The organism is Streptomyces sp. SID5464 (assembly GCF_009862985.1).
GTDB classification, from domain to species: Bacteria; Actinomycetota; Actinomycetes; order Streptomycetales; family Streptomycetaceae; genus Streptomyces; species Streptomyces chartreusis_D.
The window spans coordinates 34,214-46,940 of record NZ_WWIQ01000010.1; the positions used below are offsets into that span (position 1 = coordinate 34,214).

15 protein-coding genes are annotated in these 12,727 nt (G+C 69.1%); 10 read left to right on the forward strand and 5 right to left on the reverse strand.

What is annotated here, in order from left to right; translation table 11 throughout:
• The first annotated feature begins 237 nt into the window (after positions 1–237).
• From GTY47_RS10140 to GTY47_RS10155, 4 genes are read left to right on the forward strand one after another with little or no spacing between them, the layout of a single operon-like run.
• The gene (locus GTY47_RS10140) at positions 238–1,254 is read left to right on the forward strand and encodes a fatty acid desaturase (RefSeq protein WP_029180843.1); all 1,017 of its coding nucleotides are present in this window, start codon (positions 238–240) and stop codon (positions 1,252–1,254) included.
• Positions 1,251–1,928: a TetR/AcrR family transcriptional regulator gene (locus GTY47_RS10145; RefSeq protein ID WP_029180844.1), complete on the forward strand. Its 678-nt coding sequence runs from the start codon at positions 1,251–1,253 to the stop codon at positions 1,926–1,928. Before GTY47_RS10140 ends, GTY47_RS10145 begins: the two co-directional genes overlap by 4 nt.
• A 51-nt stretch (positions 1,929–1,979) precedes the next feature.
• The gene (locus GTY47_RS10150) at positions 1,980–2,231 is read left to right on the forward strand and encodes a type II toxin-antitoxin system Phd/YefM family antitoxin (RefSeq protein ID WP_010035217.1); all 252 of its coding nucleotides are present in this window, start codon (positions 1,980–1,982) and stop codon (positions 2,229–2,231) included.
• The gene (locus tag GTY47_RS10155) at positions 2,228–2,476 is read left to right on the forward strand and encodes a type II toxin-antitoxin system RelE/ParE family toxin (protein ID WP_010035219.1); all 249 of its coding nucleotides are present in this window, start codon (positions 2,228–2,230) and stop codon (positions 2,474–2,476) included. Before GTY47_RS10150 ends, GTY47_RS10155 begins: the two co-directional genes overlap by 4 nt.
• 7 nt (positions 2,477–2,483) lie before the next feature.
• Here GTY47_RS10155 and GTY47_RS10160 read toward each other — a convergent pair whose 3' ends face one another.
• Positions 2,484–3,302: a trans-aconitate 2-methyltransferase gene (locus GTY47_RS10160; RefSeq protein ID WP_010035220.1), complete on the reverse strand. Its 819-nt coding sequence runs from the start codon at positions 3,300–3,302 to the stop codon at positions 2,484–2,486.
• Positions 3,303–3,427: 125 nt separating this feature from the next.
• Between GTY47_RS10160 and tamR the strand changes: the two genes are divergently transcribed.
• On the forward strand, positions 3,428–3,925 hold the full coding sequence (tamR, locus tag GTY47_RS10165) for a MarR family transcriptional regulator TamR (protein WP_010035221.1): 498 nt from the start codon (positions 3,428–3,430) through the stop codon (positions 3,923–3,925).
• On the opposite strand, the gene GTY47_RS10170 is transcribed toward tamR, so the two are convergent.
• Complete coding sequence (locus GTY47_RS10170; protein WP_010035222.1) at positions 3,884–4,651, reverse strand: response regulator transcription factor; 768 nt, start codon at positions 4,649–4,651, stop codon at positions 3,884–3,886. The two genes, tamR and GTY47_RS10170, sit on opposite strands and share 42 nt — an antisense overlap.
• A 305-nt stretch (positions 4,652–4,956) precedes the next feature.
• Here GTY47_RS10170 and GTY47_RS10175 point away from each other — a divergent pair, with 305 nt between their 5' ends.
• From GTY47_RS10175 to GTY47_RS10185, 3 genes are all read left to right on the forward strand, one after another.
• Positions 4,957–5,415, forward strand: a complete 459-nt coding sequence (locus tag GTY47_RS10175; RefSeq protein WP_029180845.1) for a GNAT family N-acetyltransferase — start codon at positions 4,957–4,959, stop codon at positions 5,413–5,415.
• A gap of 81 nt (positions 5,416–5,496) precedes the next feature.
• Positions 5,497–6,153 carry a hypothetical protein gene (locus GTY47_RS10180; protein ID WP_029180846.1) on the forward strand — a complete coding sequence of 219 codons (657 nt, stop codon included), beginning with the start codon at positions 5,497–5,499 and terminating at the stop codon, positions 6,151–6,153.
• Positions 6,150–7,166 carry a hypothetical protein gene (locus GTY47_RS10185; RefSeq protein ID WP_029180847.1) on the forward strand — a complete coding sequence of 339 codons (1,017 nt, stop codon included), beginning with the start codon at positions 6,150–6,152 and terminating at the stop codon, positions 7,164–7,166. The genes GTY47_RS10180 and GTY47_RS10185 overlap by 4 nt, the downstream gene beginning before the upstream one ends.
• 60 nt (positions 7,167–7,226) lie before the next feature.
• On the opposite strand, the gene galK is transcribed toward GTY47_RS10185, so the two are convergent.
• From galK to galT, 3 genes are read right to left on the reverse strand one after another with little or no spacing between them, the layout of a single operon-like run.
• Complete coding sequence (galK, locus tag GTY47_RS10190; protein WP_010035232.1) at positions 7,227–8,402, reverse strand: galactokinase; 1,176 nt, start codon at positions 8,400–8,402, stop codon at positions 7,227–7,229.
• Between the two features lie 27 nt (positions 8,403–8,429).
• Entirely contained in the window at positions 8,430–9,392 is a 963-nt protein-coding gene (gene galE / locus GTY47_RS10195; protein WP_010035234.1) for a UDP-glucose 4-epimerase GalE, read from the reverse strand.
• Complete coding sequence (gene galT / locus GTY47_RS10200) at positions 9,389–10,450, reverse strand: galactose-1-phosphate uridylyltransferase (protein WP_010035236.1); 1,062 nt, start codon at positions 10,448–10,450, stop codon at positions 9,389–9,391. Before galT ends, galE begins: the two co-directional genes overlap by 4 nt.
• 164 nt (positions 10,451–10,614) lie before the next feature.
• Between galT and GTY47_RS10205 the strand changes: the two genes are divergently transcribed.
• A complete protein-coding gene (locus GTY47_RS10205) occupies positions 10,615–12,294 on the forward strand; it encodes a sodium:solute symporter family protein (RefSeq protein ID WP_010035238.1) in 1,680 nt (559 codons plus the stop codon).
• A 30-nt stretch (positions 12,295–12,324) separates the two neighbouring features.
• On the forward strand, positions 12,325–12,642 hold the full coding sequence (locus GTY47_RS10210) for a hypothetical protein (protein ID WP_010035240.1): 318 nt from the start codon (positions 12,325–12,327) through the stop codon (positions 12,640–12,642).
• Positions 12,643–12,727 lie beyond the last annotated feature (85 nt).

The following is a 12,727-nucleotide window of genomic DNA, read 5'->3' on the forward strand; positions in this document are numbered from 1 at the left end:
CTCGCGCGGCGGGCGCCGCATACGGGCCGGACATCCGGGAAGAAATCAGAGCGGACCGCGCTGTCCGACCGACTCCAGGATAGGTGTCGGCCGGGACGCGCAGGCTCTGGGGCTCTTGCCGCCGGGCGGCGCACTGCCATACTTACGAAGCCGTAGGTTACGGAACCGTAGGAAACAGTGCGGGGTTCCCGTGACCCGGCACCCCTTCTCCATCCACATACCCCCCAGGGGACGCGTATGACCAGTAGTTCCGACGTGATCGAGAACGCCCCGAAGGCGTCCGGTCAGGCAACCGACCAAGAAGCCACCGCCACGCTGGGTGGCGAGCAGAAGCGGTCCATCGAGCAGATCGCCCTCCTCCTCTTCATCACCGTCCCGTTCCTCGCACTGCTGGCGGCGGTGCCGCTGGCCTGGGGCTGGGGTGTGAGCTGGCTGGACCTCGGTCTGCTGGTCTTCTTCTACTTCCTCGGGTGCCACGGCATCACGATCGGTTTCCACCGTCACTTCACCCACGGCTCCTTCAAGGCCAAGCGGCCGCTGAAGATCGCGCTGGCGGTCGCCGGGTCCATGGCGGTCGAGGGTCCCCTGGTCCGCTGGGTGGCCGATCACCGCAAGCACCACAAGTTCTCCGACGCGGAGGGCGACCCGCACTCGCCGTGGCGGTTCGGCGAGTCGCTCCCGGCCCTGATGAAGGGCCTGTGGTGGGCGCACATCGGATGGATGTTCGACGAGGAGCAGACTCCGCAGGACAAGTACGCCCCGGACCTGATCAAGGACAGGACGCTCCGCGCGATCTCCCGCCAGTTCGTCCTGTGGACGGTCGTGTCCCTGGCCCTCCCGGCGCTGATCGGCGGGCTGGTCACGATGTCCTGGTGGGGCGCGTTCACGGGGTTCTTCTGGGGTTCGCTCGTCCGGGTGGCCCTGCTGCACCACGTGACGTGGTCGATCAACTCGATCTGCCACGCGGTGGGCAAGCGCCCCTTCAAGTCGCGTGACCGCTCGGGCAACGTGTGGTGGCTGGCGATCCTGTCCTGCGGCGAGTCCTGGCACAACCTGCACCACGCCGACCCCACCTCCGCGCGGCACGGTGTGATGCGCGGCCAGCTGGACTCCTCCGCCCGGCTGATCCGCTGGTTCGAGATGCTCGGCTGGGCGTACGACGTGCGCTGGCCGTCACGCTCGCGTATCGATTCGCGGCGTAACACCGGGGAAGGCGGCTCCCGGCACGGGAAGGAGCCCGTCAAGGCGGCATGATGGTCGCTGTGGCGACCGACTCGAGCAGCACCCCCAGCAATGACAAGCCGCGGCGAGTGCGCCGCACGCGGATGACCGGTGCCGAGCGCCGCCAGCAGCTGCTGGAGATCGGTCGCACGCTCTTCGCCGCCAAGGGTTTCGAGGGCACGTCGGTGGAGGAGATCGCGGCGAAGGCCGGGGTCTCCAAGCCGGTGGTGTACGAGCACTTCGGCGGCAAGGAAGGGCTATACGCGGTGGTCGTGGACCGCGAGATGCGGTGCCTGCTGGAGATGGTCACCAGTTCGCTCACGGCCGGCCACCCGCGCGAACTGTGCGAGCAGGCGGCCTTCGCCCTGCTGGACTACATCGAGGAGTACACGGACGGTTTCCGCATCCTGGTCCGTGACTCCCCCATCCCCCAGTCGACGGGATCCTTCGCCTCCCTCATCTCGGACATCGCCACCCAGGTGGAGGACATCCTGGGCCGCGAGTTCAAGAGCCGCGGCTTCGACCCCAAGCTGGCCCCGCTGTACGCCCAGGCCCTGGTCGGCATGGTCGCCCTGACCGGCCAGTGGTGGCTGGACGTACGCAAGCCGAAGAAGGCCGAGGTGGCCGCGCACCTGGTGAACCTCGCGTGGCACGGGCTGGACGGACTCGAGGCCAAGCCGCACCTGATAGGGCGTCGCAAGAGTTGACGCCAGTTGAACCTATGGGCCACGAGATTAATCTTGTGGCACCATGCGCGCATGACTGAGATCACGATCAGCGCTGCCCGTTCCCAGCTCGGCGACCTGGTCCGGCGTGCGGCCCACAGCCGCGAGACCATCGCCATCACCGACCACGGCCACGTGGCCGCGCTGCTCGTGTCTCCTCAGGTGATAGAGGATCTCGAAGACGCCCTCGCCGTCGCCGACTACCAGCGACGCAAGGCCGAGGGCACGCTCGGCGAGGGGGTCCCGCACGAAGAGGTCGGGCGCATGCTGGGGCTGCGTCCGTGACTTACCGCATCATCTGGGAGACGGACGCCACCAACGCGGCCGTACGCTTCCTCAAGGACGACCCGGCCGGGCTCGCCGCCGTGTACGAAGCCGTCGACGCGCTCGCCGAGACTCCCCGTCCTGCCAGTTCCACCCCTTACGGCCCGGGCTTCCGCCGACTCCGCGTCGGCGACTACCGCGTCCTGTACGTCATCGACGAGGACGTGATCCGCATCCTGTTCACCCACCTGGGCCGAACGGCGTAGCCACCGGTCACACCTGCTTCCGCGCCACCGCGAACACCCTGCGGAACGGGAACGGCGTGCCGTGCGGTCCCGCCGGATAGGCCTCGCGCAGGGCGGCCCGGTACTCGGCGAGGAAGCCGTCCCGCGCCTCGGGATCCTCGGCGAGGGCGGTCAGCACGGGCCGCAGGCCGGTCCCCTTCACCCAGTCGAGCACGGGGTCCTCGCCCTGGAGCAGGTGGATGTACGTCGTCTCCCACACGTCGGCGGTGCAGCCGAGCGAGGTGAGCCGCTCCAGATAGGCCTCGGGGGTGTGGACGGCGTCGGCGTGACGCAGAGTGCCGTCGAGCCGGTCGCGCCAGCGCGGGGCGTGCGCGAGTTCGCGCATGAGCCGGTGGCTCGGGGCGTCGAAGTTCCCGGGGACCTGGAAGGCGAAGATCCCGTCGGGTTCCAGCGCGGCCACCCAGTCTGCGAACCGGTCGAGGTGCCCCGGCACCCACTGGAGGGTGGCGTTGCTGATGATCAGGTCGCAGGGTTCGCTCGGTGCCCAGGTGCGGGCGTCGGCGTGGGCGAAGTCGAGACGGCCGCCGCCCGGCGTGGGCCCCTCGTGCTCGACATGGGCCTTGTCGAGCATCTCGGGCGAGTTGTCGTAGCCGGTGATCCGGGCGGCGGGCCAGCGGGCGGCGAGCAGCGCGGTGACATTGCCGGGCCCGCAGCCGAGGTCGGCGATGCGGGGAGGGTCGCCGGGGAGGTCGGGGACGCGGGCGAGGAGGTCGGTGAAGGGGCGGGCGCGATGGCCGGCATGCCGGAGGTACCGGGCGGGGTCCCAGGTGGGGGCGGCTGCGGGCATGGGTCCTCCTGGTGTCCGTAAGGGACGTACGGGGCGCACACACAGCGTGACACTGAATTTATCTCGACGTCAAGAAAATGGATGTCAAGAGACTCTACGTCGACACAACCACTACACTGATCGCCATGGAGGACGAGGTCGACCGGCTGGTCGCAGCATGGCGCCGGGAGCGCCCGGACCTCGACGTCGAACCGCTCGAGGTGCTCAGCCGCGTGAGCAGACTGGCCCGGCATCTGGACCGGGCACGCCGGCTGGCCTTCTCCGAGCACGGCCTGGAGCCGTGGGAGTTCGACGTCCTGACGGCGCTGCGCCGGGCGGGCACGCCGTACCAGCTCTCGCCGGGGCAGCTCCTCACCCAGACCCTGGTCACCTCGGGCACGATGACGAACCGCATCGACCGCCTGGCGAAGAAGGGCCTCGTGGAGCGCCTCCCCGACCCCAGCGACCGCCGAGGCGTCCTGGTCCGGCTGACGGCTGAGGGCCGGGACCGCGCGGACCAGGCCCTGGCGGGTCTGCTGGACCAGGAGCGCGCGATCCTCGCGGAGCTCACCCGCGCCCAGCGGGGCGAACTGGCGGGGCTTCTACGCCAGCTGACCGCCCCGTTCGACAACATCCCCGGCTAGGTCGGCGGGCCCGACTCCGGCCCGCCGGGCGAGGGCGACGGCGGCGAGCGTGGAATGCACGCCGAGCTTGCCCAGCACGTTCTGCATGTGCGTACGCACCGTGTGCGGCGACAGATAGAGGCGCTCGGCGACGGCCTTGCGCCCCAGCCCCGCCACCATGCACCGCAGCACTTCCCGCTCACGCGGAGTGAGGGACTCGACGAGCCGCTCGCTCTCGGTGCGGTGCTTGCGCGCGGCCGTCAGTTCCCGCAGCACGCCGGTCAGCAGGGCCGGCGGCAGATGCGTCTCGTCCCGCAGCACGCCTCGGATGACGGTGAGCAGCCGGGACAGCGAGCAGTCCTTGGCGACCCACCCGGAGGCCCCGGCCTGGAGGGCCAGCGCGGCCCGGCGCGGGTCGTCCTTCTCGGCGAGCACGACGATCCGTACGTTCGGCTGCGCGGACCGCACGCCCGTGACGAGGGAGATCCCGTCGACGAGCCCGTCCTCGTTGCCCTCCTGCACGGGTACGGCCGGGCGAGCGCCCGGCACCTTGCCGCCCAGATCGGCGTCGACGAGCAGCACGTCGAACCGCCGCCCCTCGGCGACCGCCCGCTCCAGGCTGCGCAGCGCGGCAGGGCCGCTGCCGGCCGCGGAGACCTCGACATCGGGCTCGGCGGCCAGGGCCGCCGCGAGTGACTCGGCGAAGATGCGATGGTCGTCGACGACCAGGACTCGGATGCGAACCACGTAACCCCCTTCCCCAGGCTCCTGAAGAGCAGGGGATACCCCATCGTCGGAAGACGAACCGCACGGGTACGACACCGGGGTGCCCGGATCTGCTGCATCTGTCCGTCCGTCCTCACAGCAGCCTGGCCGGGTCGCCGCCAGCCGCACGGCCGCCGCCGCGCAGAAACCGCTACCCCCACCCCGGGTGTCGTACCCGGCTGTCTCGCCCCCTGATCGGCACCGGCCCCCACCGGTGCTGTTCATCAGAGTACGGCCGGGGGCCCGGAGCGGAAGGTTATTTGCAGAACTGACTGTCCTGCGCGTTTATGGTGTGCCGCATGTTCCGTCTTGAGACAGAAGTCGACAAGGCCCGACGTGATCTGCTCCGTACACGCCTGCGGGAAACGAACACGGCCGCCTCTCCGGTACTGCGCGCCCTGCGCGGAACGCCGGACGAAAGGGACGTCCCGTTGCACGTGTGGGCTGTGAACGACACGGACGACGGCCTGGCGGGCGGCCTCGTCGGCTACACCTGGGCGACCTGGCTCCACGTCACATACCTCTGGGTCGACGAACGCCACCGCGGCGCGGGGCTGGGCGCCCGGCTCCTGTGGGAGGCGGAACGCATCGCCTCCCGCGAACGCGGCTGCCGGGCGGCCCGCCTGGAGACATGGGACTTCCAGGCCCCTCGCTTCTACGAGAAGCAGGGGTACGAGGTGGTGTGCGTGGTGCCGGACTATCCGCCGGGCATCACGGAGTACACGCTGACGAAGCGGCTGGGCTGACGACCTCGTCGCCGTCGCTGTTCGACCCACCGATAGCGTTGCTTCGCTTGAGTTGTCCCCCCACATCAACGGGAGCACACAGTGAACCGCCCTGCTCGGCTCGTGACAGCCGCGCTCACCGCATCCGCGGCCCTGCTGCTGACCGCCTGCGATTCGGGGGGAGGTGACGGGGCGTCGTCCGACAAGATCGCCGGTGCGGATCCGGCCGATTCGCCATCGGCTTCGCCGTCGATCTCCGCGTCGGCGGACGGGATCGACCGGCCGGAGATCAAGCTGCCGGATGACATGAGGAACGTCTTCGAGGACAGGCAGACCGGAGACCCCCAGAAGGACACCATCCTCGCCGACAACGAACGGGCCATCAACAGTGTGGATCAGGCGATGGCGTACGGCGACCTGAAGAAGTCCGGCATGGGTTTCTACTACACGGACAGCGCGCTGGTTGGCGTCTACAACTACGCGAAGGACAACATCGCCAGGAAGACCAGCTGGGCCGGCACGCTGCGCTACTTCGATCGTCAGGTGACGGTGTTCGATAAAACGTCAGCGGCAGTGACGTACTGCGCGGACGAGAGCAAGGCAAACGTCAAGGACCTCAAGACCAACAAGGTGAACGTGGTCAAGACCTCGCCCGACAGCTACGTCTACTACAACACCGGCGTCAAGAAGAACAAGCAGGGCGTCTGGCAGATCTGGAGCCTCCACGAGGACCGGGGTGCCAAGAGGTGCCAGCCGTGACACGACGCGTGGTGCTCGCGGCTCTCACCTCCGCGCTGTTCCTCCTTGGGGTCGACACAGCTGTCGCCGGAGGAATCGGCAGCAACGGATCCCGAGATGTCGAGGCGTCCGGTGACTCCTCAGGTCGGGTGCTGCAGTCGCGCATCACCTTCAATGTCAAGGGCGCAGCCCCGTCGAAGGACGGCGGCCCGATCACGTCCAACGCCGTGGACTGGGAGCCACCGGCCTGCTGGTACGAGCCCTACTGGAAGGCAAAGGACTTCAAGACCTACACCGAGGCCAACTGGTCGATGTACGAGTCTGTCGGCGGCGATCCCGTGGGCATCGCGGACGACAAGGCGCGTTACAAGGGAGGCCACCCATACAAGGACTTCAACGTCGACAAGAACGACGAGGGCATGTGGTGGGTGGCCGTCACGAATCCGAAGATGAAGGATGACCCTGCCGCCAACGACTGCAAGCGCAAGCCCTTCTGGGTGGACAACGGCGAGAACCCCGGCGTGCCCCAGGCCATCGACACCGAGACGCTCGCCGGGCTTGCGCACCAGCGGACCGTCGTGCCGCCGACCAGGGTCTCCCTCGCGCCGAACGGCAAGTCGACGGTGAACGCCCCCACCTGGGTCTGGCTGGACAAGGGCACCTTCAAGCCCGTCTCCGTCACGGCGAGTCTGCCCGGTACGGGGCTGTGGGCGACCACGACCGCCAAGCCGGTGAGCCTGCACCTCGACCCTGGGACGGAGGACGCGGAGAGCCTTCCGGCGTCCGGCGAGTGCGTGATCAACGACGACGGGTCGATCGGAGAGCCGTACGCCAGGGGCAAGGCGGAGCTGACGCCGCCGTGCGGGGTGCGGTACCTGCGGTCCTCGGGGGACGGCTCCTACGGCCTCGAGGCGACCCTCACCTGGGACATCAGCTGGGAAGGCGCCGGCGGCACCGGCGGCGACCTGCCCAGCGGCACGTTCGCCACCACCACCGAGGTGGCGGTCCAGGAGTACCAGGCCGTCAACCGCTGACGTAGCGGAGAAGCGGGCGGGCGCCCTTCCTCGTGGAGGACAGGGCGCCCGCTCGGGCTGTCAGCGCAGGCGGCGCGCCCCGGCTGACGGCACTGCCTCGAAGACGCGCGGTGCGGTGAAGCCCGCCGTGGCGAAGGCCTCCTGGATCGCCTTGGTGAGCGCGTCCACGTCGGTCTCCTCGGCGAGGACGATCGCCGAGCCGCCGAAGCCGCCGCCGGTCATGCGGGCACCCAGGGCGCCGGAGGTGAGGGCCGTGTCGACGACCAGGTCCAGTTCGGGGCAGGAGATGCGGAAGTCGTCCCGGAGGGAGGCGTGGCCCTCGGCCAGGACCGGGCCGATCGCCCGGGTCTCGCCCGACTCCAGCAAGGACACCACCCGCTCGACGCGCTCGTTCTCCGTGACGATGTGGCGGACCAGGCGGCGGACCTCGTCCTCGTCGCCGAGGCGGGCCAGGGCCTCGTCCAGTTCCGCGTACGGCACGTCCCGCAGGGCGTCGACGCCGAGCAGCGCCGCGCCCTTCTCGCAGCCCGCGCGGCGCTTGCCGTACTCGCCCTCGCTGTGGGAGTGCTTGACCTGCGTGTCGACGACGAGGAGGCGCATGCCCTCGGCCGCCAGGTCGAAGGGGATCTGGCGCTGGGAGAGGTCGCGGGTGTCGAGGAAGAGGGCGTGGCCCGCCTCGCAGCACGCCGACGCGGTCTGGTCCATGATGCCGACCGGGGCGCCCACGTAGACGTTCTCCGCGCGCTGGCACAGGCGGGCCAGCTGCCAGCCCCGCAGGTCCAGCGCGTACAGGTCGTTCAGGGCCAGTGCCACGACCACTTCCAGCGCCGCCGACGACGACAGGCCCGCGCCCGAGGGGACCGTGGAGGACAGGTGGATGTCCGCGCCGGTCACCGCGTGGCCGGCCTCGCGCAGGGCCCACACCACGCCCGCCGGGTACGCCGTCCAGTTCTTGTCCGACTCGGGGGACAGGTCGTCCAGGCGGAGTTCGCTCACCCCGCCCTCGACGTCCGCCGAGTGGAGGCGGAGCACGCCGTCCGCACGGCGGGAGACCGCCGCCACCGCCGTGTGCGGCAGGGCGAACGGCATGACGAAGCCGTCGTTGTAGTCGGTGTGCTCACCGATGAGGTTGACGCGGCCCGGTGCCGCCCAGACTCCGTGCGGCTCGGCGCCGTACAGCTCCGTGAACCGCTCGGCGACCGCTCCGGCGGCCTCGTCGGCAACAGCCTCGCTCATCCCTGACCCCTGACCCTTCGTTCCGTACTAGTTGTCGCGCCGCTGCGCGAAGTCCCAGGCGTCCGCGACGATTCCGTCGAGGTCCGCTCGGGACGGCTTCCAGCCCAGCTTCTCGCGCGCCGTGGCGGCCGATGCCACCAGGACCGCCGGATCGCCGCCCCGGCGGGGGGCGACCACTTCCGGGATCGGGTGGCCGGTCACCCGGCGGACCGTCTCGATGACCTCGCGGACGGAGAAGCCGTTGCCGTTGCCGAGGTTGCAGATCAGGTGCTCGCCGGAGGCGGCGGCGCCCAGCGCCAGCAGGTGGGCCTCGGCCAGGTCCGCGACGTGGATGTAGTCGCGCACGCAGGTGCCGTCCGGCGTCGGGTAGTCGTCGCCGAAGACGGAGATCGCGTCGCGCCTGCCCTGCGCGACCTGGAGGACGAGCGGGATCAGGTGGGACTCGGGGTCGTGGCGCTCGCCGTACTCGCCGTACGCCCCGGCCACGTTGAAGTAGCGCAGCGAGACCGCGCCCAGGCCGTGGGCGGCCGCCTCACCGCTGATCATGTGGTCCACCGCGAGCTTCGTGGCGCCGTACGGGTTGGTCGGGGCGGTGGGCGCCGACTCGACGATCGGGACCTGCTCCGGCTCGCCGTACGTCGCCGCCGTCGAGGAGAAGACGAGCTTGCGGACGCCCGCCTCGCGCATCGCCGCGAGCAGGGCCATGGTGCCGCCGACGTTGTTGTCCCAGTACTTCTCCGGCTTCACGACCGACTCGCCGACCTGCGAGAACGCGGCGAAGTGCAGGACGCCGTCGAAGGAGGAGTCCAGCCACTTGGCGGCGTCGCGGATGTCGCCCTCCACGAAGGAGGCACCCGCCGGGACGCCCTCGCGGAAGCCCGTGGAGAGGTTGTCGAGGACGACGACCTCGTGACCGGCTTCCAGCAGGTGCTGGGCGACCACGCTGCCGACGAAACCCGCGCCGCCTGTCACCAGGTACTTGCCGCTCATGAACTCGCTACCTCTCGCAGTCGCTCGGCCGCGCGCTCCGGCGGCACGTCATTGATGAAGACGTTCATACCGGACTCGGAACCCGCGAGGAACTTCAACTTGCCGGAAGTGCGGCGGATGGTGAAAAGCTCGAGGTGAAGCGCGAAATCCTCCCGCACGACCCCGTCGAACTCCTCCAGCGCGCCGAACGGGGCCTGGTGCCAGGCCGCGATGTACGGGGTCGGAGGCTCGCCCTCACCGAAGATCCGGTCGAAGCGCCTCAAGAGTTCCAGATAAATCTTGGGGAACTCTGTGCGCGCCGCCTCGTCCAGCCCGAGCAGGTCGGGCACGCGGCGCTTGGGGTACAGGTGGACCTCGTACGGCCAGTGCGCCGCGTACGGCACGAAGGCCACCCAGTGGTCGCCCTCCAGGACGATCCGTTCCTCGGCGAGTTCACGCTCCAGGACGGCGTCGAAGAGGTTCTCCCCGCCCGTCATCTCCTTGTGGGCCGCGACGGAGCGGAGCATCAGGGCGGTGCGCGGGGTGGTGAAGGGGTAGGCGTAGATCTGTCCGTGCGGGTGCTGGAGGGTCACGCCGATCTCGGCACCCCGGTTCTCGAAGCAGAACACCTGCTCGACGGAGGGGAGATGGGACAGCTCCGACGTACGGTCCGTCCACGCCTCCAGCACCAGGCCGGCCTGCTCCTCGCTGAGGCTCGCGAAGGACGCGTTGTGGTCGGACGTGAAGCAGACGACCTCGCACCGGCCGGAGTCGCCGGCCAGCGAGGGGAACCGGTTCTCGAACACGACGACGTCGTACGACGAGTCCGGGATCTCGCTCAGCCGGTCGCCCTCGGAGGGGCACAGGGGACACTCGTCGGCCGGCGGATGGTAGGTGCGGCCCTGGCGGTGCGAGGCGATGGCGACGGAGTCGCCGAGCAGGGGGTCGCGGCGGATCTCGGACGTGGTGACGGTGCGGTCCAGCGGGCGGCGGTCGGCCGCGTCCCGCACGCTGTCGTCACGCAGGTCGTAGTAGATGAGCTCGCGACCGTCGGCCAGCCGGGTCGAGGTCTTCTTCACGCCGGACTCCTCATCCTTCAAACATAACCCAACATACCAAAACACAACTCACCACATTCGTCAACATCACAATCAAACAAAGAGCATCAACGGACGTGTTCAATATCTGAAGGCGGAGGCGTAGATTCCGCGAGGTATCGGTTCGCGCAACGAAGCGAGGGCTCATGCATCCCCCCACCTACCTGGCAGCCGAGCTGCGACTCCCCACGAACTGGCTCGACTACACGATCCTCGGCATCTACTTCGCCGTCGTCCTCGGCATCGGCTTCGCCGCCCGCCGCTCGGTGAAGACCAGTCTCGACTTCTTCCTCTCCGGCCGTTCCCTGCCCGCCTGGGTCACCGGCCTCGCGTTCATCGCCGCCAACCTGGGCGCCACCGAGATCCTCGGCATGGCCGCCAACAGCGCCCAGTACGGCGTCTACACCACGCACTGGTACTGGATCGGCGCCATCCCGGCCATGGTCTTCCTCGGCCTGGTGATGATGCCCTTCTACTACGGCTCCAAGGTCCGCTCGGTCCCGGAGTTCCTGCTGCTGCGCTTCGACAGGGCCGCGCACCTGCTCAGCTCGGGCCTCTTCGCCTGCGCCGCCATCCTCATCGCGGGCGTCAACCTCTACGCCCTGGCCATCGTCGTCGAGGCGCTGCTGGGCTGGCCGGAGTGGGTGGCCATCGTGGTCGCCGGCTTCTTCGTACTCGCCTACATCACCCTCGGCGGCCTCTCCTCGGCCATCTACAACGAGGTCCTCCAGTTCTTCGTGATCCTCGCCGCGCTCATCCCCATCACGGTGCTCGGCCTGAAGAGCGTCGGAGGCTGGGACGGCCTGTCCGACTCCCTCACCCGGTCCCACGGCGCCGACTTCATGACCTCCTGGGGCGGCACGGGCATCGGCAGTGCCAACCCGCTGGGCGCCAACTGGCTGACGATCGTCCTGGGCCTGGGCTTCGTGCTCTCTTTCGGCTACTGGACGACGAACTTCGCCGAGGTGCAGCGCGCCCTGTCCGCGAAGAACCTCTCGGCGGCCCAGCGCACACCACTCATCGCCGCGTTCCCGAAGATCTTCATCGTCTTCCTGGTGATGATCCCGGGTCTGGTCGCCGCGGTGCTGGTCCCGAAGATCGGCACGTCCGGCTCCGACCTCCAGTACAACGACGCGATCCCTTACCTGATGGAGCAGTTGCTGCCCAACGGCGTGCTGGGCATCGCCGTGACCGGCCTCCTCGCGGCGTTCATGGCGGGCATGGCGGCCAACGTGTCGTCGTTCAACACGGTGTTCACGACGGACATCTGGGCGAAGTACGTGGTGAAGGGGCGGGAGGACGCGTACTACGTGCGCTTCGGCCGCCTGATCACCGCGATCGGTGTCCTGGCCTCCATCGGCACGGCGTTCCTGGCGTCGTCCTTCTCCAACATCATGAGCTACCTCCAGACGCTGTTCTCCTTCTTCAACGTGCCGATGTTCGTCGTCTTCATCATCGGCATGTTCTGGAAGCGGGCGTCCATGAAGTCGGGCTTCTGGGGGCTCGTCGCGGGCACCACCGCCGCGATGGTCAACTACTTCGTCATCTACAAGCAGGGCATCATCGACATCCCCTCCGACCAGGGGGCCAACTTCGTCTCGGCGATCGCGGGGTTCGTCGCGGGCGCGGTCGTCATGGTGGCGGTGTCGCTCTTCACCGCGCCGAAGCCGGTCGGGGAACTCCAGGGGCTCGTCTACGGCACGACCTCGCCCGGCATGGCGGAGCCGCCCGCGCCCGGGGACGAGGCCTGGTATCGCAAGCCGGCGCTGCTGGGGTGGGGCGCGGTCGTGCTGGCCGCGGCCTGCTACATCCCGTTCTCGTTCTGACCGCTTTCTGATCCGGGAGTTTGAGGGAACATGTCCGAGTTCTACTCCGAGAAGGACGTGCAGCGGGAAGTCACCGAGTTGCAGGGCAAGTCGGCGACGGCTGCGCGGTTGTTCGACATCCGGCGGATCATCGGTGGGTTGTTCGTGGTCTACGGGGTCATCGTCACGATCGCGGGGTTCACGGCGTCCGATGCCGACATCGACAAGGCGGAGGGTGTGAACATCAACCTGTGGACCGGGTTGGGGATGCTCGCGCTGGGGGTGTTCTTCCTGGTGTGGCTGAAGCTGCGGCCTGTGGCTCCCCCGCCGCCGGGTGTCGTGCCCGGGGACGAGGAGCGGGCCGAGTGACCGACGGCGTCACAGGTACTCGGCGTCGGTGCTGAGGCCGGGTGGGTGCGCAGTCCGGCGGAGCGGGGTGCCGCTGCGCCCACCC

Coding starts and splice junctions, on each gene's coding strand:
- GTY47_RS10140 (WP_029180843.1), top strand. CDS start 238: ATGACCAGTAGTTCCGACGTGATCGAGAACGCCCCGAAGGCGTCCGGT.
- GTY47_RS10145 (WP_029180844.1), top strand. CDS start 1,251: ATGATGGTCGCTGTGGCGACCGACTCGAGCAGCACCCCCAGCAATGAC.
- GTY47_RS10150 (WP_010035217.1), top strand. CDS start 1,980: ATGACTGAGATCACGATCAGCGCTGCCCGTTCCCAGCTCGGCGACCTG.
- GTY47_RS10160 (WP_010035220.1), bottom strand. CDS start 3,302: ATGCCCGCAGCCGCCCCCACCTGGGACCCCGCCCGGTACCTCCGGCAT.
- tamR (WP_010035221.1), top strand. CDS start 3,428: ATGGAGGACGAGGTCGACCGGCTGGTCGCAGCATGGCGCCGGGAGCGC.
- GTY47_RS10175 (WP_029180845.1), top strand. CDS start 4,957: ATGGTGTGCCGCATGTTCCGTCTTGAGACAGAAGTCGACAAGGCCCGA.
- galK (WP_010035232.1), bottom strand. CDS start 8,402: ATGAGCGAGGCTGTTGCCGACGAGGCCGCCGGAGCGGTCGCCGAGCGG.
- galE (WP_010035234.1), bottom strand. CDS start 9,392: ATGAGCGGCAAGTACCTGGTGACAGGCGGCGCGGGTTTCGTCGGCAGC.
- GTY47_RS10205 (WP_010035238.1), top strand. CDS start 10,615: ATGCATCCCCCCACCTACCTGGCAGCCGAGCTGCGACTCCCCACGAAC.
- GTY47_RS10210 (WP_010035240.1), top strand. CDS start 12,325: ATGTCCGAGTTCTACTCCGAGAAGGACGTGCAGCGGGAAGTCACCGAG.